At 65.1% G+C, this 23407-nt stretch carries 19 protein-coding genes; 4 read left to right on the forward strand and 15 right to left on the reverse strand.

All coding sequences use genetic code 11. The features are described from left to right. Positions 1–29: 29 nt before the first annotated feature. The 4 genes from Q0K06_RS09115 to Q0K06_RS09130 all read right to left on the reverse strand — a co-directional run bounded on the left by Q0K06_RS09115 (position 30) and on the right by Q0K06_RS09130 (position 4128). On the reverse strand, positions 30–299 hold the full coding sequence (locus tag Q0K06_RS09115) for a hypothetical protein (RefSeq protein ID WP_294551445.1): 270 nt from the start codon (positions 297–299) through the stop codon (positions 30–32). A 98-nt stretch (positions 300–397) separates the two neighbouring features. Beyond that, complete coding sequence (locus Q0K06_RS09120) at positions 398–1486, reverse strand: GerAB/ArcD/ProY family transporter (protein WP_294551447.1); 1089 nt, start codon at positions 1484–1486, stop codon at positions 398–400. 15 nt (positions 1487–1501) lie between these two features. Then, entirely contained in the window at positions 1502–2620 is a 1119-nt protein-coding gene (locus Q0K06_RS09125; RefSeq protein ID WP_294551449.1) for a Ger(x)C family spore germination C-terminal domain-containing protein, read from the reverse strand. Continuing rightward, a complete protein-coding gene (locus Q0K06_RS09130) occupies positions 2617–4128 on the reverse strand; it encodes a spore germination protein (RefSeq protein WP_294551451.1) in 1512 nt (503 codons plus the stop codon). Before Q0K06_RS09130 ends, Q0K06_RS09125 begins: the two co-directional genes overlap by 4 nt. A gap of 283 nt (positions 4129–4411) precedes the next feature. Here Q0K06_RS09130 and Q0K06_RS09135 point away from each other — a divergent pair, with 283 nt between their 5' ends. Then, complete coding sequence (locus tag Q0K06_RS09135) at positions 4412–5113, forward strand: F420-0--gamma-glutamyl ligase (protein WP_294551453.1); 702 nt, start codon at positions 4412–4414, stop codon at positions 5111–5113. Between the two features lie 55 nt (positions 5114–5168). On the opposite strand, the gene Q0K06_RS09140 is transcribed toward Q0K06_RS09135, so the two are convergent. The 9 genes from Q0K06_RS09140 to Q0K06_RS09180 form a co-directional block, all read right to left on the reverse strand. Beyond that, a complete protein-coding gene (locus Q0K06_RS09140) occupies positions 5169–7859 on the reverse strand; it encodes a calcium-translocating P-type ATPase, PMCA-type (protein ID WP_294551455.1) in 2691 nt (896 codons plus the stop codon). A gap of 142 nt (positions 7860–8001) precedes the next feature. After that, on the reverse strand, positions 8002–8718 hold the full coding sequence (locus Q0K06_RS09145; RefSeq protein WP_294551457.1) for a response regulator: 717 nt from the start codon (positions 8716–8718) through the stop codon (positions 8002–8004). Between the two features lie 33 nt (positions 8719–8751). Further along, a complete protein-coding gene (locus Q0K06_RS09150; protein ID WP_294551459.1) occupies positions 8752–9096 on the reverse strand; it encodes a helix-turn-helix transcriptional regulator in 345 nt (114 codons plus the stop codon). Positions 9097–9359: 263 nt separating this feature from the next. Next, positions 9360–10646 (reverse strand): peptidylprolyl isomerase, encoded by a 1287-nt coding sequence (locus Q0K06_RS09155; protein WP_294551461.1) that lies wholly within the window; start codon positions 10644–10646, stop codon positions 9360–9362. An 88-nt stretch (positions 10647–10734) separates the two neighbouring features. Further along, positions 10735–14244, reverse strand: a complete 3510-nt coding sequence (gene mfd, locus Q0K06_RS09160; RefSeq protein WP_294551463.1) for a transcription-repair coupling factor — start codon at positions 14242–14244, stop codon at positions 10735–10737. Positions 14245–14285: 41 nt separating this feature from the next. Then, positions 14286–14876, reverse strand: coding sequence for an aminoacyl-tRNA hydrolase (pth, locus tag Q0K06_RS09165; RefSeq protein WP_294551465.1), 591 nt, complete (start codon positions 14874–14876; stop codon positions 14286–14288). Positions 14877–15178: 302 nt separating this feature from the next. After that, positions 15179–16138 carry a ribose-phosphate pyrophosphokinase gene (locus Q0K06_RS09170; protein ID WP_294551468.1) on the reverse strand — a complete coding sequence of 320 codons (960 nt, stop codon included), beginning with the start codon at positions 16136–16138 and terminating at the stop codon, positions 15179–15181. Between the two features lie 102 nt (positions 16139–16240). Beyond that, complete coding sequence (locus tag Q0K06_RS09175) at positions 16241–17440, reverse strand: UDP-N-acetylglucosamine diphosphorylase (protein WP_294551470.1); 1200 nt, start codon at positions 17438–17440, stop codon at positions 16241–16243. Between the two features lie 293 nt (positions 17441–17733). After that, positions 17734–18222, reverse strand: a complete 489-nt coding sequence (locus Q0K06_RS09180) for an HD domain-containing protein (RefSeq protein ID WP_294551471.1) — start codon at positions 18220–18222, stop codon at positions 17734–17736. Positions 18223–18466: 244 nt separating this feature from the next. On the opposite strand from Q0K06_RS09180, the gene Q0K06_RS09185 reads away from it, so the two are divergent. From Q0K06_RS09185 to Q0K06_RS09195, 3 genes are read left to right on the forward strand one after another with little or no spacing between them, the layout of a single operon-like run. Further along, on the forward strand, positions 18467–18862 hold the full coding sequence (locus Q0K06_RS09185; protein WP_294551473.1) for a GntR family transcriptional regulator: 396 nt from the start codon (positions 18467–18469) through the stop codon (positions 18860–18862). After that, on the forward strand, positions 18859–19761 hold the full coding sequence (locus Q0K06_RS09190) for an ABC transporter ATP-binding protein (RefSeq protein ID WP_294551475.1): 903 nt from the start codon (positions 18859–18861) through the stop codon (positions 19759–19761). The genes Q0K06_RS09185 and Q0K06_RS09190 overlap by 4 nt, the downstream gene beginning before the upstream one ends. Next, a complete protein-coding gene (locus Q0K06_RS09195; RefSeq protein ID WP_294551477.1) occupies positions 19715–21778 on the forward strand; it encodes a hypothetical protein in 2064 nt (687 codons plus the stop codon). Before Q0K06_RS09190 ends, Q0K06_RS09195 begins: the two co-directional genes overlap by 47 nt. A gap of 82 nt (positions 21779–21860) precedes the next feature. On the opposite strand, the gene Q0K06_RS09200 is transcribed toward Q0K06_RS09195, so the two are convergent. Both Q0K06_RS09200 and ygeW read right to left on the reverse strand, forming a co-directional pair. Next, positions 21861–22322, reverse strand: a complete 462-nt coding sequence (locus Q0K06_RS09200) for an FMN-binding protein (RefSeq protein WP_294551479.1) — start codon at positions 22320–22322, stop codon at positions 21861–21863. Positions 22323–22486: 164 nt separating this feature from the next. Then, the coding region (gene ygeW, locus Q0K06_RS09205) for a knotted carbamoyltransferase YgeW (RefSeq protein ID WP_294551481.1) at positions 22487–23407 on the reverse strand (921 nt) is incomplete at its 5' end.

Here is a 23407-nt window from a genome sequence, read left to right on the forward strand (position 1 = left end):
ACCTCAGCGGCAGGAACTCATTTAGTATATCATATCTTTTTGTTGCTGTCAAGCACTTTTTTCAAACTTTTTTCGGAACTTTTCAGCTCCAAAAGTTCAAATCCAGAACTCTCATCCAGCCGTCCGCCGCCCTCGCAGCGAACTTTTATATGATACCATGTCCGGCCCGCTTTGTCAAGAGGTTTTTTCGTTTTCTTTTTTTGAGCCGTCAGGCTGAATTCAAGAAAACTTTTGGCCTCTTCAAGGGGTGTTCCCCGCGAGCGCTTAGATAATATACCAGATAAAACACGGCTTGTCAACACTTTTTCCGCTTTTTCTTTTCACTTTTTTCAAGTCTCGCCTTTCCAACAATATCTGCCCACTGGGCAAGTGTTCGCACACCATATATAGATGCTCTTTACCTGCTTTTTCCTCGGATTTTACGAACGGCCAGTAAAAAAAGCGGAAAGCCAAAGCCAAAGACCAGATTGCCCGCGGTGAGTACTCCGTTGGCAAAGCGCTCGACGGCAAAGGCGTCGTGGAAAAGGAATATGCTGCCCACCAGCGCCACCGCTGTCACAGGCAAAGCGGCGGACTGGGCCCGCTTCAGGCCAAAGAGCACCTTGGACACGGCGCAGGCAGAAAACACCAGCATGCCGATGAGCATCAGGTCGGAGAGCACCCACAGGGCCATGACAACAGACTCCACCCGCTGGAAAGCTCCCTGCACGCCTATCCCTTTCACCATAGCAAAGAAGGGCTGCTCCACCCGGGAGACAAGGCCGGGGCCCAGACAGCCCAGCGTCACCAGCAGCAGCGCGGACAGCAGCAGGCACAGCCATACCGTCCATCGAAAGGCTCTGGAGTGGTCCTTCTCCTGCCGTTTCAGGCGGCCCGCCAGAAACGCCCCGGGGACGGCGTACCCAAACAGGGACAGCACCGGCACCACGGCGGCGCCTGCGGCGGGCAGTTCCTCCGCCCAGATGGGAAGCAGGTTCTCCGGCTCCATGCGGAAAGCGGCCAGCAGCAGCACAATGCCCAGGGTGACGGCCAGGATGGCGTGGAACACCTCCCCGGCCCGGCCCAGGGCGGCCAGCTTGCCCCTGGCCATCCAGAGGGCCACTGCCAGCAGTACAACAATATAAAAGATAACCGGCCGGTTGCGGTAGCCGGTGATGAGAAAGCGCTGGCCGCACATGCGCACGGTGACGCTGAGCTGGAGCAGTCCCCACAGCAGGCACAGGGCCAGAACCAACTTCCCCCCGATTTTCCCCAGCACCAGAGGACAGGCCTCGGCCAGGCCGGTGCCGGGCGGCAGGGGTGAGAGCAGCCGGAACAGCGCCCAGCACAGGGCCAGGGCCAGGGGCAGAGCCAACAGGGGCGAGAGCCATCCGGCCTCTCCCGCCGCCTGGGCGACGCCGCCGGGCAGCACCCGGATGGCCGGGGACAGCAGGGCGGCAAAGATAACGGAGAGCAGCTGGCGCATGGTGATGGGCGTCTCGGTCAATGTGGTTCACCTCGTTTATTTGACATCGTAGCCCCGCCGGATGCTGGCGGTGACCTCCACCCTCATGGGCAGGGTGGAAAAGGCCTCTCCCCACTGGTCCTGGAGGGCAGCCCACCGCCAGGGGGCGGACATGCCCGCCCTGCGGCACAGGTCCAGGCAGTCGGCGTCCAGGGTCTGGAGCAGGGTGAGGGCGGCCACAATCCGCTCCCGCTCGGTCTGGGCCAGGGCGGTCTCCAGGGACTTCTGCTTCTCCGGGCTGTGCTCCAGGTCCAGATTCTCCGGCCCCTGGGCCACGCTGGCGTCTACGGCGCACTGCACCGTCAGGCCGGTGAGGACACCGTTTTCAAACGTGGGGCTGATTTTGGTCTGAGCCCCTACAACCCGCAGGGCCGCCGTGCCCCCCTCCGTGGGGCACTCCACCACGTCCGCCTCCACCCGGCCCAGCAGCAGGTTCACCCCCAGGGCCGCGCCCCCCTCCGCAAAGCCGATGAGGGCGCTGTCCTTCAGCAGGGCATAGCCGTCGGCGGCCAGGTCGCAGTCTCCCTCCTCCCCCGTCAGGGTGAGGGCGGGAGCAAAGGTAGCCCCGCACCGGGCCGTGTCGGCGAGCAGCTCCCCCACTGTACGGGGCATGGAGGCGGCCATCAGCCCGGCGTCCTCCGCCATGGCCTCCAGCCGCTCTGCGGCAGATTCACCCGACGCGGACAGAGCGGCAATGGCGTCAGACGCCTTTCCGCCCCGCACCACGTAGAACTTGGTATCCAGCCGCATCTCAATGTCCCGCTCCACATAGCCCAGGGCTTCCTCCAGTCCGGCGGCGGCCAGCTCCTCCCCGGAGAGCAGCTCTCCCACGTGTCCGTAAAAGAGATAGGCGCTGCCCCGGGACTGCATGGCCAGGCAGGCGGCGCTGACGGTACCGGCGGTGTGGGAGTACACCAGGGCGGGCTGCTCCCCGCCGCTCTGCTGGGCGGAGGCGGCGGTGACCATGACCCCCTCCTCCGCTTCATCCACGCCCAGGGTGCGGATAAGGGCCATGTTCTCCAGCTCCCGCCCCTCGGGCAGAGCGCTCTGGACGCCGCAGCCGGCCAAAGGAAGGCACAGTACGGCCAGGAGCATTGCAGCAAAAGCCCGTTTCACGCCTGATTCCTCCTGTTTTTGGTGTGGAGCCCGGCCTGACGCAGCTTGACCCAGGGCAGGGGCAGGCGGAGCGCGCCGTCCAGCCCGGACTGGCCCCCGGCGGAGAAGGGGGTGAGATAGGCCACGCCAAAGCTCTCCAGCCGGGCAAGCCGCAGGATGAGCACCGCCGCGCCCACCACCACGCCGAACAGCCCCGCCCAGCCCGCCAGCACCGCCAGCAGGAAGCGCCACAGCCGCAGGGCGGCGGCGAACTCCTGGCTGGGCATGGTGTACCCGGCGATACCGGCGGCGGCCACCACGATGAGCACCGCCGGGGAGACGATTTTGGCCTCCACGGCGGCGGTGCCCACCACCAGGCCGCCGATGATGGAGACCGTCTGACCGATGGAGGGGGGCAGCCTCAGCCCGGCCTCCTGGAGAATTTCAAAGGCCGCCAGCATGAGGAGCACCTCAAACACGGTGGTAAAGGGCACGTCCCGCTTGGCGGCGATGATGGACAGGGCCAGCCGGGTGGGGATCATCTCCTGATGGAAGTTGACCATGGCGATATACACGGCGGGCAGCAGCAGGGTCCCGAAGATGCACAGGCACCGCAGCAGGGTGAGTACGCTGGCAATCATCCAGTTGTTGGACTTGTCCTGGGGGGCCCGGATAAACTCTCCCGCCGTGCCGGGGCAGAGGTAGCCCAGGGGCAGGCCCTCCGCCAGGATGCCCACCCGCCCCTGGGCCAGTCCGGCGCAGAAGCGGTCGGGCCGTTCGGTGTAGAGCACCAGGGGGAAGGCGGTGGAGGCGGCGTCCACAAGATACTCCTCCAGATTGCCGGTGGAGAGCAGGGCGTCGATGTCAATGGCGGCCACCCGCTCCTCCACCCGCCGCACCAGGTCCGGGTCGGCGATGTTGTCCAGCCACAGGATGTCCACCGGGGTGAGGGACTGCCGCCCTACGATTTTCTCCCGGATTTTCAGCTCAGGGGCCCGGAGGTGGCGGCGCACCAGGCTGGTGTTGCTGCGCAGGTTCTCCACAAAGGCGTCCCGGGCGCCCTTGCTGGAGGGCTCGTTGTCCGGGGCGCTGACGCCCCGCTTGTCCTCGGTGGCCATATAAAAGGAGAGGACGGCGGGGGCGCCGGGGAAAAAGAGGATGAGGTTGCCGTTGATGATGTCCAGCGCGGCCTGGTCGGCGGTGGTGCGCTGCTCCACCATCAAATTGTAGAGGGCGCCGCCGGCCATCTTCCGCCAGGCCTCCTCCGGCGGGGCGTCCCGCAGGGTGCTGTCCTGGGCCAGGGGGCGGAGAATGTATTCGCTGGCCCGCTCCAGCTTCACCATGCCCCCGATGTAGCACATGGTCACGCGCTTTTCCGGGTCTCCGGCCAGGTCGGCCTCCCGGACGGCAAAGTCCACGCAGTCGGCAAACACCCTCCGCAGGGTGTCCACGGTCAGAGGGCCGTCCACCCGGGGCTCCTGCCTGGGATGGGGCGGGATTCCGTCTGTCTGGGGTCTCAGCAGCTTCATGGGCGTGTTCCTCCTCTCCTGTCTCCCGTTCAGTATGTCCCCGGCGGCGGCGGATATGCGCTGTCCGTGTTCTTTTTGTTGCCTTTTTGGAAACACGTGGTTATAATAGCCCCAGAGCGGCTGTTATAACCGCCCATCGTCCCCCATGCGGGACGATGGGGCTCATTCGCCCGCCGCCTCGCCCCTGGGGCAACCGGCGGTGACGGCGAAGATGCCCTGGAGTCTCAATCCAGGGCATCTTGGGGAAATCAAAATTGACATATAAAATGAGAGGCTTTTTACTATGGAATTTAAAGCGAACGAGGGCAAGAGCGTCACCATCCAGGCCATGGGCAAGACCTGGGCCCGTCACGCCATCCAGACTCATTTTGTCCAGGTGGGCGAGAGCTATCTGGAGCTGATTGAGAAATATGTGCTGCCCGTCTATCAGCCCGGGGACATCCTGTCCTCCAGCGAGAAGGTCATCGCCATGTGCCAGAAGCGGATTGTCACCGAGGACGAGGTGAAGCCCGGCTTCTGGGCCAAGCTCCTCAGCCGCTTTGTGCACCAGACCTCCGCCGGCCCCGGCATGGGCCTGCCGGTGAAGATGCAGTTCGCCATCAACGTCTGCGGCCTGCCCAAGGTGCTCTGGGCCGCCTTCCGGGCCGCCATCGACAAGCTGCGGGGCATCCACGGCACCTTTTACAACATCCTGGGCACCGAGGTCTCCGGTCTGGACGGCTTCTACGGCCATGACATCCCCGAGTATGAGCACATGGGGGTCCGGGTGCCTGAGAATCCCGACGGCGTATGCGACGAGGTCTATGAAAAGACCGGCGTGGTGATGATGATTGTGGACGCCAACGACCTGAACGTGGAGCTGCTGGGCCGGTGCGCCCAGCTCAAGCAGTCCGACAAGGACCTGCTGGACCTGATCCGGGATAACCCCGCCGGTCAGGACCGCCAGCTCACCCCCTTCATCCTCATCCGGGAAGTGAAGGAGTAATTCCAGACAGAGCGCGAGCCCGCGGCAGATGCCGCGGGCTCGCTTTTATTCTTTCTCAATGCCGCGCGGAGATTCTGCGCCGTGCTCCAATCTCCGCCCCAGCGGGTCCGGACTCCTTGGCCGCCTCCCGCTTTCCCCAGCGGCTCAGGGCCTTGGTCAGCTCGCACACAACCACCGGGGCAGCGGCCAGGCCCATAACGGCCCCCCACTGGACTCCGCTGAGGGGCACGGTGGAGAACACCGCCTGAAGGGGCGGCAGCAGCAGTACAGAGAGCTGCATGGCCATCCCCGCCAGGAAGGCCCTGTTCATGGCCTTGTTGGAGAACAGGCCGATGCTCAGCAGGCTCTCCTCCTCGCTGCGCACGTCAAAGGCGTGGAAGAGCTGGCAGATGGTCAGGGTGGCGAAGGCCATGGTGTTGGCGGCGGCGGCCGGGTCGGAGGGGCCGGGTAGGACGTACTGTCCCAGGAAAAAGGCGCACAGGGTAAGCAGGCCCACCATGCACCCCTGCCAGCACAGCCGCCAGGCAAAGCCCCCGGCGAAGAGCTTCTCCCCCGCGTCCCGGGGCTTGTGCTCCATCACGTTCTTCTCCACCGGCTCCACTCCCAGGGCCAGGGCGGGCAGGGAATCGGTGACCAGATTGAGCCACAGCAGCTGCACCGGCACCAGGGGCATCTGGCGGAAATCCAGGGCGGTGGCCAGGAAGATGGTAAGCATCTCGCCGATGTTGCAGGAGAGCAGATAGTGGATGGCCTTTTTGATGTTGGCGTAGATGCCCCTCCCCTGCTCCACCGCCGAGACGATAGTGGCGAAATTGTCGTCGGTGAGAATCATGTCGCTGGCGCCCTTGGCCACGTCGGTGCCCGCCACGCCCATGGCGCAGCCGATGTCGGCGGCCTTGAGGGCGGGGGCGTCGTTGACGCCGTCGCCGGTCATGGCCACCACCTTGCCCCTGGCCTGCCAGGCCTTTACAATGCGCATCTTGTGCTCGGGGGACACCCGGGCGTAGACGGCGAATTTCTCCACCTCCTGCTCCAGCATTTCCTGGGGCATAAAGTCCAGGTCGGCGCCGGTGATGGCCAGGTCGCCGGACTGGAAGATGTCCAGCTCTCTGGCCACGGCCACGGCGGTGAGCTTGTGGTCGCCGGTGATCATCACCGGCCGGATACCGGCGGCGTGGCACTGCTTCACCGCCTCCTTCACCTCGGGACGGGGCGGGTCCATCATGCCCACCAGCCCGGCAAAGGTCAGGTCCTGCTCCAGGGTACGGCTGTTCATCTCCCGGGGCAGCATCTCCAGGTCCTTGTAGGCCACCCCCAACACACGCAGGGCCTGGGCGGCCATGTCGGCGTTGCGGGCGGAGATGTCCCGCCGGACGCTGTCGGTGAGGGGCGCGCCGCCTGGCAGGCGGCGGCACAGGGACAGCAGCACATCGGGGGCGCCCTTGACGCACACCCGGAAGCCTCCGTCCGGGCGGCGGTGGACGGTGCTCATCCGCTTGCGGTCGGAGTCAAAGGGTACCTCGCCCCGGCGGGGCCAGTCCTTTTCTAAAATGTCCTTGTCCAGCCCGTCCTTCAGGGCGGCCTCCACCACGGCGGCCTCGGTGGGGTCCCCCACCGCCCGGCGGCGGCCCTTGTCCCTGGCTAAAACAGCGTCGGAGCACAGGCTGCCCACGGCGAGGACGGTGGAGCGGTCCCCGCCCCGGGGCGTCCACACCTGGGTGACGGTCATTCTGTTCTGGGTCAGGGTGCCCGTCTTGTCCGAGCAGATAACCCCGGCGCAGCCCAGGGTCTCCACGGCGGGCAGCTTCTTGACAATGGCCCCCCGCTTTGCCATCCGCTGGACTCCCAGGGCCAGCACGATGGTGACAATGGCGGGCAGGCCCTCGGGGATGGCGGCCACCGCCAGAGCCACGGCGGTGAGGAACATGTCCAGAATCTCCTTGTGGAGCAGCATGCCCACCCCAAACAGGACGGCGCACACGCACAGGCAGGCGAAGGACAGGGTTTTGGATATCTCCGCCATCTTCCGCTGGAGGGGGGTCTCCCCCTCGCCGCTGTCCAGAATCATGCCGGCGATGCGGCCCACCTCGGTGTCCATGCCGGTGGCGGTGACCACCGCCCTGGCCCTGCCGTTGGTGATGACGGTGGAGGAAAGGAGCATGTTGTGCCGGTCCCCCAGGGGCAGGTTCTCCGCCAGGCCGTCGGCGGGGGCCTTGTCGCTGGGCAGGGACTCGCCGGTCATGGCGCTCTCGTCGGCCTTGAGCCCGGCGCTGTCCAGAATCCGGGCGTCGGCGGGCACCATGTCCCCCGCCTCCAGCAGAATGATGTCCCCGGGCACCAGTTTTGCCGCCTCTGTCCGGCGCTGCCCGCCGTCCCGCACCACCCGTGCCATGGGGGCGGACATATTCCGCAGGGCCTCCAGGGCCTTCTCGGCGCTGTTCTCCTGGGCGATGGAGATGCAGGCGTTGACCAGCACGATGATCAGGATGATCACCGCGTCCACCCAGTCCTCCCCGCCCCCGGCCCACAGGGACAGCCCCGCCGCCCCCAGCAGCACCAGAATCATGGGGTCCTTCAGCTGGGCAAGGAACCGGACCGGCAGACTGGGCCGCTTTCCCTCCTCCAGCACGTTGGGGCCGTACCGCCCCAGCCTGTCCTCCGCCTCCGCCCCGGTCAGGCCCCTGTCCCGGCTGGTGTTCAGCTCTGAGAGGACCTGGGCGGCGGTCTTGCTGTGCCATGCGCTCATACACGTCTCCCCTTTTCTTCTCCTGCGCATTGGGCCCGTCTCCCTTTGGGGGTACAGGGACAGGCCTCTGCTTCAATCTATGCGGGGAAACGGAATGTATGACAGAAAAGGGCCCGGAGAGGTCTCCGGGCCCTTGGCCGCTCTATCGCTCCTTTTCCGCCAGCTCCTCCGCGGCGCGGCGGAGGAAGGTGCGGTTGTCCGGAGGCCTTCTGCCGGCCGCCGGGCCGAAGACCCGGACATAGTGGGGACTGGCCCCGGCGTGCATGCCCCGGATAACGGTGCGCAGATTCTTCTCCACGCAGGCGGCCGTGGTATGGAAGGCCTCTGCCGTGGACAGGTAGATTTCCTTCATCTGCATGGACCTCCCGCCGCCGGATACCATCTCCAGGGCATAGGAGAGCTGTCCGTAGCCCTCCAGGCGGCTGTCCGCTCCCAGCCGCAGCAGCAGAAAGCCGGCGGAGCCGCCGGGCTCCAGGCCTTCCCCTTCGGGAAACAGGGCGCTGATGCGCTGGGCCAGCTGGCGGAAGTTCACCGGCTTGACCAGGTAATAGTCCGCTCCCAGGCGGCAGCTGTGCTGCACATAGGCGTCGGTGCTCACGCCGGAGAGCACGATAACCCGGGGCCTCCGGCTGCCGGACAGGTTGGCCAGTCCCTCCAGAAATCCGATGCCGTCCAGGCCGGGCATGATCAGGTCCAGCAGCACCAGGTCGGGCCGCAGGCGGTCTGTCAGCTCCAGGCCCTGCCAGCCGTCCCCTGCCTCGCCGCACAGTTCCAGACCGGGAGTTTGCTCCACAAAGGCGGCCAGCAGGGCCCGGGCGGACGGGTTGTCGTCCACCAGCAGTATGCGAATACTGTTCATGGGGTTCCCTCCTCCTGCTGTCCCGGACGGCCTTTATTCCGGCCGGCCCGCCTCCAGCATGGCCAGCATGGTGCCCAGCATTTCGGCCGCCATATCCCGCATGGCCGGGGTCAGAGAGGCCAGGTGCTCCGCGATGCCCACCCAGGCCGCGTCGGCGTCGGTGCGGCCGTAGAGCAGGTAGTCGGCGGTGACGTTGAGCGCCCGGGCCAGGTTGGCAATGTTCATCCCTGTCATGCCCTTCTTCCCCCGCTCCACCGAGGAGAGAAACTGGGGCGTAATGCCCGCCTGTTCCGCCACGTCCTCCATCCGGCGGTTTCCCCGGGCCAGACGGCACCGCTGGCCGAACTCCTGGTTGAAGCGCTCCTTTTCGTCATACATGGGATGTTCCTCCACTTTTTCATCTATTGTTCATTTATCCTGAAACCATGGAGTTTGTGAACAAACAATAGTTTCTCATTCACGAAACAATAGATTCCAAAGTACGGGCGGGTGGAGGCGGAAAAATTTCTCCGGCCGAAACGGGAATAAAAACGAAAAACGCGGAGACCTGCCCAATAGAAGCAGGTCTCCGCGTGATGTGTCAGACAGTTGCCGCTGACAGCCGGAAAATACTGCGACGCATTCTATGGCCGCGCAGGGGCTCAGTCCTCAGCGGCGGGAGTAGCAGAGGGCTCCGCCGTGGCGGCGCCGTCGCTGTCGGTGTCCGTGCTGTTGGCAGCCTCCAGCTGCTCCCGGTAGGCGGTGAGCCGCTCGTAGTAGTCCTTGGGGTCAATGGAGGCGCAGGTATCGTTGGTCTGGATGTCGGCCTGGTCCAGCCAGGTGGTCATCTGCTCGTTCATCTGATTGCCGATGCTGGCGTCCTGCTCCTCAGCCCAGGCCTCACGGGCCATCTCGGTGTCCACAGGCAGACGGAGGAGGATGTGGTAGCCGTAGCTGGTCTCCACAATGCCGCTGAGCTCATGCTCCTTCAGAGACTTGGCCGCGTCCTCAAACTCCTGGACCATCTCGCCCTCGCCGAAGAGGTAGCCGTCAGGGGCGCCCAGGGTGCCGTCGGCGTAGCGGCCGTCCTCGGACAGCTCGTTCATCAGCTGGTCAAACAGGTTCTCCATGTCGTCGCTGGCCTGGAGCTGGGCCAGGGTGTCCTCAGCCTTCTGCTTGGCGGCGGCGATCTCCTCGTCGGACAGGGGGTTGCCCGCGTTGTCCACGGTCTTGAACAGGATGTGCTTGACCTGCATCAGGCCCTTGTCGGAAGCCCACTGGGCCAGCTCTCCGGCGGTGAGGGAGGCGGCGTCCTGGGCGGGGAACAGCTGGTCCCGGAGGGACGCATAGAGGAAGTTGGAGGCGGAATACATGCTCCGCAGGCCCTCCTCAGTCCGGTTGACCTCCTTCAGGGCCAGCTCAAAGTTCTCCTGGCCGCCGGAGCTCTCCACCGCGTCGGCCATCTGCTGGTCCAGCTGAGCTTCCTGCTCGTCGGTGAGGGTGATGTTCCGCTCGGCGCACTGGTTGCGGATGACCTGGTTAAAGGCGGCCAGGTCCCGGGCGTTATTGACCAGGTACTCGCTGACCGTGCCGTTGCCGGTGTCCATGTCCCAGTCGATGGCGGAGGGATCGCCGAACATATAGTAGCCCACGTACTCGGTGGCATAGCCCAGCCAGTAGAGATACTCCTCGGCGTTGACGTCCACGCCGTCCACGGTCATGACAGTGGTGGTGCCGGGGAAGCCCAGCAGCACCTGGGTCACATCGGGATTCTCCAGGTCAAAGTCGCCGAACTGGGGCGTCTCGGAGGGGGAGGCAGAGGCACTCACCGTGGGGGACGGAGACAGGCTGGAGCTGGGGTCGGCAGGGGTCTCGGCGCAGCCGGCCAGGGCGCCAATCAAAAGGGCGCCAGAGAGCGCCGCGCCCAGAATTCTCTTGGTTGATTTCATTCTTATCCTCCTTATATAGGGAAACTTTTATTATCATATCACCACAAGGGCAAAACAGCAACGAAAATTTTGTGAACCTTGCCCGTATTTACCCTTCCGGCTGGGCGGCGGTGGCGGCGTACTCCTCCACCAGCTTCCGGCCCAGTTTGAGCGGATCGTCTCCCTTTTTCAGGCGCAGGGAGAGATAGGGCTTCTCCCCGGCGGAGAAGAGCAGGCGGCTGCGGTACTTGTCCATGCCGCACAGGGCGGACACCCGCCGCAGGTCGGCCCCGTCCAGGTAAAAGAGCAGGCTCAGACCCTTCTGGGAGATCTCCGTGATGCCGCACTCGGCCGCAGCGGCCCGCATCAGGGCCACGGCGATGAGGTTGTTCACCGGCCGGGGCGGGTCGCCGTACCGGTCGATGAGCTCGTCGGTCAGGTCGTCGGCGTCCTCCTCGCTGCGGATGGCGGCGATGCGGCGGTACAGGTCCATCCGCTGCTCGGGAGAGGGCACGTACCGGTCGGGGATGGAGGCGGCCACACTCAGGTCGGCGGAGCACTCGGCGGGAATCCGGGCCTTCTCGCCCCGCTCCTCCAGCACGGCCTCCTCCAGCAGTTTGAGGTACAGGTCGTAGCCCACGCTCATGAGGAAGCCGGACTGCTCGGGGCCCAGCACGTTGCCCGCGCCCCGGATCTCCAGGTCCCGCATGGCGATCTTGAAGCCGGAGCCGAACTCGGCAAACTCCCGGATGGCCCCCAGCCGCTTGGAGGCCACCTCGCTGAGCACCTTGCCCCGGCGGAAGGTGAGGTAGGCGTAGGCCCGGCGGCTGGACCGGCCCACCCGGCCCCGGATCTGGTGGAGCTGGGCCAGCCCCATCTTATCCGCGTCCTCGATGATGAGGGTATTGGCGTTGGCAATGTCGATGCCCGTCTCGATGATGGTGGTACACACCAGCACATCCACCTCTCCCTCGCTCATGCGGGTCATGACGTCGTTAAGCTCCTCCTGGCTCATCTTGCCGTGGGCCACGCCAACGGTCACGTCCTCCCCCAGCATCTCCCGGATGCGGGCGGCGGTGCGGGTGATGGTCTCCACCCGGTTGTGGAGGTAGTAGACCTGGCCGCCCCGCTCCAGCTCCCGGCGCATGGCGTCGGAGAGCACGCCCCAGTCGTGCTCCAGCACATAGGTCTGCACCGGCTGCCGGTCGGAGGGGGGCTCCTCCAGGGTGGACATGTCCCGGATGCCGGAGAGGGCCATGTTCAGGGTGCGGGGGATGGGGGTGGCGGACAGGGTGAGCACGTCCACCTGCCGGGACATCTCCTTGAGCTTCTCCTTGTGGGCCACGCCGAAGCGCTGCTCCTCGTCGATGACCAGCAGTCCCAGGTCCTTGAACTTCACGTCCTTCTGGAACAGCCGGTGGGTGCCGATGAGCAGGTCAATCTGCCCCGCCTCCACCCGGCGAAGGGTCTCCTTCATCTGGGCGCTGGTGCGGAAGCGGCTCACCACGTCAATCTCCACCGGGTACTTGGCAAAGCGCTGCTTGGCGGACAGATAGTGCTGCCGGGCCAGCACGGTGGTGGGCACCAGAATGGCGGCCTGCTTGCCGTCCAGCACGCACTTCATAATGGCCCGGAAGGCCACCTCGGTCTTGCCGTAGCCCACGTCGCCGCACAGCAGCCGGTCCATGGGCCGGGGGGCCTCCATGTCCCCCTTGATTTCCGCGATGCAGCGGAGCTGGTCGTCGGTCTCGGTGTACTCGAACTGCTCCTCAAACTCCCGCATCCACTCGGAATCCGGTGAGAAGGCGAAGCCGGGCTGGCGCTGCCGCTGGGCGTAGAGCTGGATGAGGCCCTTGGCCAGGTCCTTGACCGCCTTTTTGGCCCGGGTCTTGGCACGCTCCCAGTCGGTGCCCCCCAGCTTGGACAGCTTCTTGGTCTCCTGGGCGTCCTCCCCCGCGCCGATATACTTGCTTACCAGGTCCAGCTGTGTGGCGGGCACGTAGAGCACGTCGGCCCCGGCGTAGGCGATCTTTACATAGTCCTTCTGGACGCCGTCCACCGGCATCTTCACCATGCCCTGGTACCGGCCGATGCCGTGGTGCTCGTGGACCACCAGGTCGCCCACGCTCAGGTCGGCGTAGGACCCCAGCTTCTGCCGGTTGGTGACGGCCTTCACCTTTTTCTTCTTCACTCCGGCGGCCTGGCCCTCGGTGAGGACGGCGCATTTGGCCTCCGGGTACTCCATGCCGCCGGACAGGCCGCCCACGGCGATGACCGCCTTGCCGGGGGCGGGCAGCTTGTGGAGCTGGAAGTCCACCGCCGCCTTCACCCCCTGCTCCCGCAGAAGGGCCTGGAGGTTCAGGGCCCGCTGCTCGCTGGACACCAGCACCACGGTGGAGAACTTCTCGTTGATATAGTGGCTCAGGTCGGAGACAGCGGTCTCCAGGCTGGCGCCGTAGGAGGGCAGCTGCTTGCACAGCAAGTTGATGAGGGTGCGGGGCCGCCGGGGGTACTGGGCGCCCACGAAGCTGTCCAGGTAGGCCACCGGCCACTCCTCTAGCACGCCGCACAGCTCCTCAAAGGTGCGGGCGAACTCGGTCAGCTCCCCCGCCAGCACTCCGGCCTCCATGAGGGCCTTTGCGTCCTCGGTCAGCTGCCAGAGATAGTGCTTGGCCCGCTCCGCTACCCGGGGGCTCTCGCTGAAGAGCACCACCGCGTCCTCGGGGAAGTAGTCCGCCGCCGTGGCCATCTGGGGGTACACCAGGGCGATGTACCGGTCCAGAGCCGGGAAGGACATGTTCTCCGCCAGCCGCTCCCGGTCCTCCCCCAGGGTCCTGGCCAGATCGGCGCCGTCCTTGCGGCGCTGGGCTTTGGCGATAAGGCCGTCCATGGCCTCCAGCAGCCCGGCGCAGCCCCCGGGGGCAAACTGGGGCAGCACCTCCGCCGCCGGGAGAATTTCGGCGGACTTCCGGTTCTCCACCCGGCGCTGGGTGTTCACGTCGAAGAGTCCCATGGAGTCGGCCTCATCCCCGAAAAACTCCACCCGGATGGGGCCGTCCTCGGCGGGAGAGTAGAAATCCAGGATGCCGCCCCGGAGGGCGAACTGGCCCACGCCTTCCACCTGCTCGCAGCGGGTATACCCGGCGGCGGTAAGGGTGTCGGCCAGCTCGTTCAGGTCGTAGCTCTCCCCCACCCGCAGGCACTGGGAGGCCTGGGTCAGCAGGGTCTTGGGGATGGTCCGCTCCAGGGCGCCCTCAATGGTGCACACCAGCAGGGGGCACTCCCCCGCCGCCAGGGCGCGCAGCACGGACAGCCGCCTGTGCTCCCACTGGCGGGAGGCCACCGCCGCGTGGTGAAAGGTGAACTCCCGGGCGGTGAGGGTGCGCACCTGCTCCCCGGTCAGGAAGGCCAGGTCCCGGGCCATGCGGTCGGCTTCGGCCTCGTCGGCGCACAGCACCACCACGCTCCGCCCCAGGGTCTGCCGCAGAGCCGCGGCCATATGGGCCCGGTGGACAGGGGCCAGGCCGGTAAAGGCAGCGGGGCAGCCGCCGCTGTCCACCGCCGCCGCCAGGCGCTGGAATTCCGGGATTCCAGTTACCATGGTTGCCAGTTCCTTCACGGGATACACCTCACAGTTCTATGAAAAAATAGGGGCTGCAATCAGTTGAAGCGGCTCATGGCCCTGTCCGGGCCGTCCTGGATATAGCACTCCACCGCGTCGGCGGCCCGTTTGACGGCCGCGTCGATGGCTTTTTTGTCCTCGCCGGTGAATTTGCCCAGCACCCAGTCGGCCAGGTCGTAGTCCGGGTGGGGCTTCTCCCCCACCCCCACCTTGAGCCGGGGGAACTGGTCGGTGCCCAGCTGCTGGATGATATTCTTCAGGCCGTTGTGGCCCCCGGCGGAGCCGCTGCGGCGGATGCGCAGCCGCCCCACAGGGAGGGACACGTCGTCGCTCACCACCAGTACATGCTCGGGGGGCACTTTATAGAAGTCGGCGGCCTGGCGCACCGCCTCGCCGGACAGGTTCATATAGGTCACCGGCTTCATCAGCAGCACCTGGGCGCCCCCCAGCTGGGTGGTGTTGGTCAGGGCCTTGAACTTGAGCCGCTGGACGGGGATGTTCTTCCGCTCGGCCAGCTCGTCAGCCACCATAAAGCCCACATTGTGGCGGGTATTCTCATACTTGTCCCCCGGGTTGCCCAGGCACACCACCAGCCACTCCACACCCCCGGTTTTCTTTCCAAACAACATGTTTCACGAACTCCCTTGACAGGTTAAAAGGGGGCGGAGCTAAGCTCCGCCCCCGGATTCGGTTTTCGGTTCTGTGCAGGTTCCGCGGCCCTCTCAAAGCCTTCCCCGGGGGAAGGTGCCCCCGAAGGGGGCGGATGAGGGGACGGGCGGTTCAGCGCTTCGTCGTCCTCGCAAGCTCCGTATCGCTCACTTTGCCGCAAGCGGCAAAGTTCGTTCACTTCGCTGCTCGTCCTCGCCCCAGAAAAGCGCTTCGCGCTTTCCCGGGGACCCCTTAACGCGGCGAGCAGCTCAGCGCTTCTCCGTTAAGAAAACAGCTTGGAGACGGAGACTTCCTCATAGATGCGCTCAATGGCCTCGGCAAACATGTGGGCCACGGAGAGGTACTTAATCTTATCACACTTCACGCCGGAACGGGCGGGAACGGTGTCGAGGAAAATGACCTCCTTGATGACGCTCTTCTGGATACGGTCCACAGCAGGGCCGGAGAGCACGCCGTGGGAGGCGCAGGCGTACACCTCGGTGGCGCCGCCCAGCTCCACCAGGGCCTGGGCCGCACCGCACAGGGACCCGCCGGTGTCCACCATGTCGTCAAAGAGGATGACCCGCTTGCCGCGGACATCGCCGATAATGTTCATGACCTCGGAGGAGTTGGCCTTCTGGCGGCGCTTGTCCACAATGGCCAGTCCCATGCCCAGCTTCTGGGCGAAGGCGCGGGCCCGGGCCACGGAGCCCACGTCGGGGGACACCACCATGGTGCCCTCCACGTCGTCGCCGAAGCGCTCGGCAAAGTGGCGGGTAAAGATGGGGTTGCCCAGCAGATTATCCACGGGGATGTCGAAGAAGCCCTGAATCTGGGACGCGTGCAGGTCCATGGTCAGCACACGGTCGGCGCCGGCGCGGGTGATCAGGTTGGCCACCAGCTTGGCGGAGATGGGATCGCGGGGCTTGGTCTTGCGGTCCTGGCGGGCGTAGCCGAAGTAGGGCACCACAGCGGTGATACGGCCGGCGGAGGCCCGCTTGAGGGCGTCGATCATAATGAGCATTTCCATCAGGTTGTCGTTCACAGGCGCGCAGGTGGACTGAACCACAAATACGTCGGAGCCGCGGACGGTCTCGTAGATGGAGACAAAGTTCTCCCCGTCGGAGAAGGCTCCTACCTCAGCGTTGCCCAGCTCCATACCCATCTCCTTGCAGATGGCTTCCGCCAGGCGTTTGTTAGAGCTGCCAGCGAAGATCTTGATGTCCTTGCCGTGTGAGATCATCTTCTACATCCTCTCATTTCTTTTGTTGTTTCTATATTTTTTCCGCGCGCTTGCGCGGTCGCTCCCTTTTTCTCGGGGTCTCCCCTGCTCTGCGCCCCGGTCTTACCGGCCGGCGCGCCTGCGCCGCTTGGCGGCCCACTGCTTTTTGACCACCTGGACGCTCCGGGCGATGGCCAGGGAGTCGGCGGGCACGTCGTCGGTGATGGTGCTGCCGGCGGCGGTATAGGCGCCGGCGCCAATCCTCACCGGGGCCACCAGGTTGGTGTTGCAGCCGATGAAGGCCCCGTCTCCGATAACGGTGCGGTATTTGCTGGTGCCGTCATAGTTGACGGTAACGGTGCCGCAGCCCACATTGGCCCGCTCGCCCACGTCGGCGTCGCCCACGTAGATGAGGCGGGAGAGCTTGGTGCCCGGTCCGACGGCGGCGTTTTTCAGGGTGACAAAGTCGCCCACCTTCACGTCCTTGCCCACCCGGCAGCCGGGACGGATGTACGCAAAGGGGCCGATTTTGGCTCCCTCCTCCACGGTGCTCTCATTGAGCTGGGAGGAATTGACGGTCACATGGTCCCCCACGATGCAGTCCTGAATCATGGCGTTGGGGCCAATCTCGCAGAAGCGGCCCACGCTGGTGCGGCCCCGGAGAATGGCGCCGGGGAGAATCACCGTGCCGCCGCCCACGTTGACCCGCGGACCGATATAGGCGTTCTCCACGTCCACAAACCGGACCGGCGGGGCGGCGGGCTCCCCCCGCAGGCGGTCAATGGAGGCGTGGCGGGCGAAGTACTGGGCGCTGTCCCAGACAGGGGCGCTGCTGTCCAGCGGAAGCAGGCCCTCGTAATTACCGTCCCTCAGGCCGAAATGGCTGCCGGCGCGGACGGCGGAGACAAAGTCCTCGCCCCCCTCCACCGCCTCCTTGAGGGCGGCGGCAGAGATGCGGTACACGCCGGTGTCCTCGCCCCGGGGCAGGTCCTCCTCCCCGGCCAGGCGGGACGCGCCCCGGTCGTCCAGAAACACGGGGCGGGTAAACACCGCCACATTTCCCTCCAGCGCGTCGAGAAAGGCGGTGAGCTGTCCGGCGGCGTCCTCCGCGCCGTCGGTGACGAACTCGGTGCCGCCGGGGAAGCACTTTCCCGCCCGCTCCCGGTCGTCGTCATGGCAGACCACCAGAAAGCGCTCCACCCCCGAGCGCTCCAGCGCGGCGGACAGCCATGCGGCAGCCGGGTCAAAGAGAATATCCTCCAGCATCAGCGAAGAGGTGTCGCCCTCTCGCGGAAGAAAAACAATGGCGCCCATGGGCCCCATATGCCGTCACCTCGTCTGATAGAATGGGCGCGCTGTCCGGACGGGCGGGCGCCATAGATATGGATACGGTATAGATTATATCAAATATTTACGCAGAATGCACCGTGATTTTGAAATTTTGCCCGGCTCAAAACCACTCTCGTACAAATGCACAATTTTCCTGGGCCATATTCCCCGCCCACGGCCATTCTGCCAGCTGTTTTTGGACATTTGGCCGGATTTTTCGAAAAATTTTAAGACGAAAAAAAGGGAACCGCTGAGGGTTCCCTTTTTCTTGCGTCCTTACGGGGCGGTCAGCCCATGGCCTTTTCCCGCACCCGGGAGCGGCGCCAGTAGCCCAGCACCTCGGCTGTGGCGCACAGCTTGTCGGCCAGGTTGACCACCGCCGCCTCGGCGCTGCGGGGCCGCCGCTTGGCCAGGGGCCACATGTGGGAGATGATGATATTCCGCTCCTTTTCCGTCAGCCGCCCGCACAGGGCCTCGGCGTTGCGCAGGGCAAAGACCGGGTGGTCAAAGCACTGGTTGCCCGGGTGGGCGGACTTGTCCCGGGGATCGTAGAGGTACAGGTCGTGGAGCAGGCCGCACCGGGCGGCAGCCAGGTAGTCCAGATTCCAGCGCCGGGCCATGCGGAAGGCCGCATAGGCCACGAACACCGAGTGCTCATAGCAGCTGGTGCCGGGGTGGTGGGGGATGTTCTTCATGGACTGCACCTCCGGCGTGAAGAGCAGGTCTCCCACGCACTCGAGAAAGCACCGCCAGTTGACATCGTCAATTACTGTCATCCAACGTTTCCCCTTTTCATTTATCATTCCGCCCCGGTTCGGCGGGGCGGCCGTTCTTCGCGGTTGGGGCCTTATCCGGTCCTACTTCATTATAGCGCATTCAAACCGTTCTGTCATGTCGGAATGGGATTTCTTAAAGAAATATCATAATTTCTTAAAGTCTTTTTCCCGGCGGACGTGTATACTGACTGTACCAAGAGAGCTCATACAGTGCGGGGGAGCCCGCGCGGGAAAGGAGAGCGCCATGATCTCTCTCAACTACCGGGACCAGCGTCCCATCTATGAACAGGTCAAGGACGGCCTGCGCCATCTGGTGGTCACCGGAGCCATCCAGACCGGCGACAAGCTGCCCTCGGTGCGGGCGTTAGCCGCCTCCCTGGCCATCAACCCCAACACCATTCAGCGGGCCTACGAGTCCCTGGAGGCGGAGGGGTATCTCACCTCCCAGCCGGGCAAGGGCTCCTTTGCCGCCCCCGGGAGAGACGTAAACGCCCAGCGGCGGGCAGAGCTGCTGCGGCAGTTTGACCGGTCGGCGGCGGAGCTGCTGTTCCTGGGGCTGTCCCCGGAGGAGCTGGCCCGGCGGGTCATGACGGCGGGGACCGGCCCCCGCCGGAGCGAAGAAGGAGGAGACGGACAATGATTGAGGTCAAAGAGCTGGTCAAGACCTTTGACGGCTTCCGGGCCCTGGACGGGCTGAACATGACGGTGCCCACCGCTTCCATCTACGGGCTGGTGGGGCCCAACGGCGCGGGCAAGTCCACCCTGCTGCGGCACATCACCGGCGTGTGGCGGCAGGACAGCGGCACGGTGCTGGCCGACGGGGCCCCCATCTACGAGAATCCGGCGGTAAAAGCCCGCATCGCTTCCATCCCCGACGATTTGTACTACTTTCTCTCCGCCTCTACGGCGGATATGGCCGCCTTTTACCGGGGCTTCTATCCCCGGTTCGACATGGGGCGGTACGAGGCCCTGCGGGATGTGTTCTCCGGCATTGACGAGAAGCGGGCCATCCGCCGCCTGTCCAAGGGCATGCAGAAGCAGGCCGCCTTCTGGCTGGCCCTGTGCTGCCGGCCGGACATTCTGGTGCTGGATGAGCCGGTGGACGGCCTGGACCCGGTGATGCGGCGGCAGGTGTGGAGCCTGCTGATGGGGGACGTGGCGGAGCACGGCACCACGGTGCTGGTGTCCTCCCACAACCTGCGGGAGCTGGAGGACGTGTGCGACCATGTGGGCATCCTCAGCCGGGGCAGGGTGCTCATTGAGCGGTCCCTCAGCGATTTGCAGGAGAACCTGGTGAAGATGCAGGTGGTGTTCCAGGAGAAGGAGCTGCCCAAGCTGCCCAACGACATGGAGGTGCTCCACGTGTCCCATGTGGGGCGCATCCACACCCTGATTGTCCGTGGCAACGCCACCGACGTGACCAACCGCCTGGCGGTGTACGCCCCCATCCTCATGGAGGCCCTGCCGCTGACCCTGGAGGAGATTTTCATCTATGAACTGGGAGGTGAGGACTATGCCGTCCGCGACATCGTGCTCTAAGGGGCCCAACCCCTGGTGGAATTCCACCCTGTACTTCAAAAATCTCAGGCGCTTCTGGCCCATCTGGGGGTCCTACGGGGTGATTCTGCTCCTGGTTCCCCTGACCTTCCTGCTGACCTGGCTGGACCGGAACAGCAGCCTGACCGCCGACCTCGCGGCCCAGGACCTGCTGGGCTTTGTCAGCCCCATGGGCCTGATTCTGTCGGCGGTGTGGTCCATTATCAGCGCCATGGCCGTGTTCTCCTACCTCTATAACAGCCGCAGCGTCCAGCTCTACCACGCCCTGCCCATCCGGCGGGAGGGGCTGTACCTGACGGGTTATCTGTCCGGCCTCAGCTTCCTGGTGCTGCCTCTGGCGGCGGTGTTCCTGTTCACCCTGGGGGTGGAGGCGGTGTCGGACACCCTGATGCTCTGGCCCCTGCTCCAGTGGCTCATCGCCCAGGTGTGCTTCGCCCTGTTCTTCTACTCCTTCGCCTCCTTCTGCGCCCTCTTTGTGGGCCATATCGCGGCCCTGCCCGTGTTCTACGGCATCCTCAACATCCTGGCCTTCGGCATGTACCAGCTCATCAGCGAGCTGTTCCGCCAGTTTGTCTACGGGTATTACAGCTGGCCCGCCATGTCCGCCCTGGCCCAGTGGCTCTCCCCCTTTATCGTGCTCTGGCGGGAGGGGGGCGTCCGCCCCGGCGAGGACGGCGGGTACTTCTTCACCGGCCTGGCCATCACCCTCCTCTACGCCCAGGCCGGCCTGGCGCTGGCCGCCCTGGGCCTGCTGGTGTACCGCACCCGGCCCCTGGAGACCGCCGGTGACGTGGTGGCCGTCAAGTGGGTGCGGCCGGTGTTCAAGTACGGCGTGGCCTTCTGCGCCGCCGTCACCCTGGGCATCTTCCTCCACGAGCTGTTCCGCTCCCTCCTGCCCGGGGGCATGTGGCCCATGCTGGGGCTCATGCTGCTGGGAGGCCTCATCGGCTACTTTGCCGCCGAGATGCTCCTGCGCAAGACCTTCCGGGTGTTCCGCCGGGGCTGGAAGGGGGCCCTGGCCCTGTGCCTGGCCCTCACCGCCTCCGCTCTGGTGATGAACAACGACCTCATCGGCTTCAACCGGGCCCCCTCCCGGTACGACGTGGTGTCGGTCATTCTGGATGGGCCCTACACCCTCCCCAGCGACAGCGCCTCCCACTTCGGCATGTACCTGACCGAGGACGAGGACATTGAGGCGGTGCTCTCCCTCCACCGGGCCATCGCCCGGGACCAGAAGATGCTCATTGAGCGGAACAACAGCCGGCCCGGGGACGTCTATTACGACGTCTACCTCCCCGACAGCCCCGGCCGGACCCTGGCCACCTCCATGACCGTCTATTTTGACTACGAGCTGGCCGACGGCTCCCGGCTGACCCGGGCGTACGACCTGCAGCTCTACACCACCGATCTGGACGCCCCCGATTCCGTGGCCTCCCTGCTCAACAGCATTGTCAACGACCCCGACCGGATGGAGGAGCAGTACTTCTACGCCGTGGCGGAGCAGGACGCCTTTGACAGCCTGGCGGAGGCCTCTGTGAACAATGTGTACAACCCGGAGACCCAGACCTATTACAATGTGAACGTGGGCTCCGAGGCCGACCGGAACGCCCTGCTCTCCGCGGTGCGGTCCGACCTGGCCGCCGGACGGCTGGGGCGGCGGTACCTCTTTGACGACCAGGCGCGCAGCGACACCTGCTATCTGGCAGACCTGAATCTGACCTTCTTCAGGACTGTCACGGAGACTGACAGCTACGGCCAGGCGCGGGAGCACGACTGGAGCACCACCGTCACCATCGGCCTCCAGTCCACCGCCACCGACACCATCGCCTGCCTGGAGAAGCTGGGGCTGATTGATGAGAACCACCAGCTGGTCACTCACACCGAGGACTACCTCCGCTCCTCCGGCGAGCCCGGCGCCGCCGACACCGTTCAGATGGAGGAAAGCTCCACCGAAGCGGTGGACGACGGCCCCCAGGCTGAGGTCATCCCCCTGGACTGAGGCCAATGCAAAAGAATCCCCCGGCGCGCAAAAAGAGCGCGGTGCACATCTGTGCACCGCGCTCTTTTTCTCCTGCTGTGAATCAGCCGGCGGTGGGCTCGGAGACCACCACGGTCTCCCCGGCCACGCCGGAGTCCAGAATCGCCTGCATCATAGCCCTGGCGTTGTTGGAGGCTATGGTGGCGCCGGTGACGCCGTCAATCTCGGCGGTGCCGCCGGCCTTGAGGATGTTGTCGCTCAGCTCGGGAATCCAGTCGGCGGGAGCGGGGTCCATGGGGTAGGTCTCAGGGGTGGTCTCGCTCTTCTTGTTGCCGTCGGCGTCGTAGCTGTCAAAGACGGCGGAGACCAGAGCGCCGTCCTTATACTCCACCACCAGTCGGTCCCGCCAGCCGTAGGCGGCCTCGGCGGAAGCGTCGTCCATCTCGGCGGTATAGGTGCCGTCGGGCATGGCGCTGGGCGCGGGAGCGGCGGCAGTGTTGGTGCAGCCGGCCAGGGACAGGAGCAGCGCGACGGACAGAACCGCCGGCACGAGCGGTTTCTTCATGATATATTCCCTCCGAAAATCTGTTGAACTCTCTGCGGATACAGATGCCCGGATATTATACCAAGTTTGTCGGTATTTTGTCAATCCACCCCGCCGGAAGAATTGCGCCTTCTCAGCTTTTTCTCTGATTTCCGGATGAAACATCCTGTTTTTCCACTATATTATTATTTTCCCCGGCGGGGGCGGGCCTCCTTCTGGAAGCGCTGAAGGGTCTCCACCGGGTTCTGGCACTGGGCCAGGAGAATCATGGCGGCGATGATATAGGGCTTGTAGCTGGCCTCCTTATAGAGGTCGTCCCGGTAGCGCTCAAACACGGTGGCCGCCACCTCGCCCTGCTGGCAGGACACGCCGGTGATGTCGGCGGGCAGGCAGTGCAGGTACAGGGCCTTGCCGCCGCGGGTGGCGGCCATGCGGCTCTCGGTGCACTCCCAGTCGGTGTGGAGGGCGTTCTGGGAGAGCAGCTCCTTCTCCAGGGCCCTGATGCCCTCGGCATCCCCCTGTCCATACAGGTCGGTGCGCTTCTCCATGGCGGCAAAGGGGGCCCAGCTCTTGGGATAGACAATGTCGGCGTCCTGGAAGGCCTCGTCCATGGAGTTGGTCTTGGTAAAGCTGCCGCCGCTCTTCCGGGCGTTCTCCGCCGCCAGGGCCTCCACCTCGGGCATGACCTCGTAGCCCTCGGGGTGGGCCAGCACCACGTCCATGCCGAAGCGGGTCATCAGGCCGATAACGCCCTGGGGCACGCTGAGGGGCTTGCCGTAGCTGGGGGAGTAGGCCCAGGTCATGGCGATTTTCTTGCCCCGCAGCTTGTCCACGCCGCCGAAGCGGTGGATGAGGTGGAGGGCGTCGGCCATGCACTGAGTGGGGTGGTCGATGTCGCACTGGAGGTTGACCAGGGTGGGCCGCTGCTCCAGCACCCCGTCCTCATGGCCCTGCTCCACCGCGTCGGCCACCTCCTTCATATAGGCGTGGCCCTTGCCGATGTACATGTCGTCCCGGATGCCGATGACGTCGGCCATGAAGGAGATCATGTTGGCGGTCTCCCGGACGGTCTCGCCGTGGGCGATCTGGCTCTTGCCCTCGTCCAG

The sequence above is a fragment of the uncultured Pseudoflavonifractor sp. genome (assembly GCF_944387805.1).
In the GTDB taxonomy this organism is placed as follows: domain Bacteria; phylum Bacillota; class Clostridia; order Oscillospirales; family Oscillospiraceae; genus Pseudoflavonifractor.

Coding starts and splice junctions, on each gene's coding strand:
- Q0K06_RS09130 (WP_294551451.1), bottom strand. CDS start 4,128: ATGAAGCTGCTGAGACCCCAGACAGACGGAATCCCGCCCCATCCCAGG.
- Q0K06_RS09135 (WP_294551453.1), top strand. CDS start 4,412: ATGGAATTTAAAGCGAACGAGGGCAAGAGCGTCACCATCCAGGCCATG.
- Q0K06_RS09140 (WP_294551455.1), bottom strand. CDS start 7,859: ATGAGCGCATGGCACAGCAAGACCGCCGCCCAGGTCCTCTCAGAGCTG.
- Q0K06_RS09145 (WP_294551457.1), bottom strand. CDS start 8,718: ATGAACAGTATTCGCATACTGCTGGTGGACGACAACCCGTCCGCCCGG.
- Q0K06_RS09150 (WP_294551459.1), bottom strand. CDS start 9,096: ATGTATGACGAAAAGGAGCGCTTCAACCAGGAGTTCGGCCAGCGGTGC.
- Q0K06_RS09155 (WP_294551461.1), bottom strand. CDS start 10,646: ATGAAATCAACCAAGAGAATTCTGGGCGCGGCGCTCTCTGGCGCCCTT.
- pth (WP_294551465.1), bottom strand. CDS start 14,876: ATGTTGTTTGGAAAGAAAACCGGGGGTGTGGAGTGGCTGGTGGTGTGC.
- Q0K06_RS09170 (WP_294551468.1), bottom strand. CDS start 16,138: ATGATCTCACACGGCAAGGACATCAAGATCTTCGCTGGCAGCTCTAAC.
- Q0K06_RS09175 (WP_294551470.1), bottom strand. CDS start 17,440: ATGGGGCCCATGGGCGCCATTGTTTTTCTTCCGCGAGAGGGCGACACC.
- Q0K06_RS09180 (WP_294551471.1), bottom strand. CDS start 18,222: ATGACAGTAATTGACGATGTCAACTGGCGGTGCTTTCTCGAGTGCGTG.
- Q0K06_RS09185 (WP_294551473.1), top strand. CDS start 18,467: ATGATCTCTCTCAACTACCGGGACCAGCGTCCCATCTATGAACAGGTC.
- Q0K06_RS09190 (WP_294551475.1), top strand. CDS start 18,859: ATGATTGAGGTCAAAGAGCTGGTCAAGACCTTTGACGGCTTCCGGGCC.
- Q0K06_RS09195 (WP_294551477.1), top strand. CDS start 19,715: ATGAACTGGGAGGTGAGGACTATGCCGTCCGCGACATCGTGCTCTAAG.
- Q0K06_RS09200 (WP_294551479.1), bottom strand. CDS start 22,322: ATGAAGAAACCGCTCGTGCCGGCGGTTCTGTCCGTCGCGCTGCTCCTG.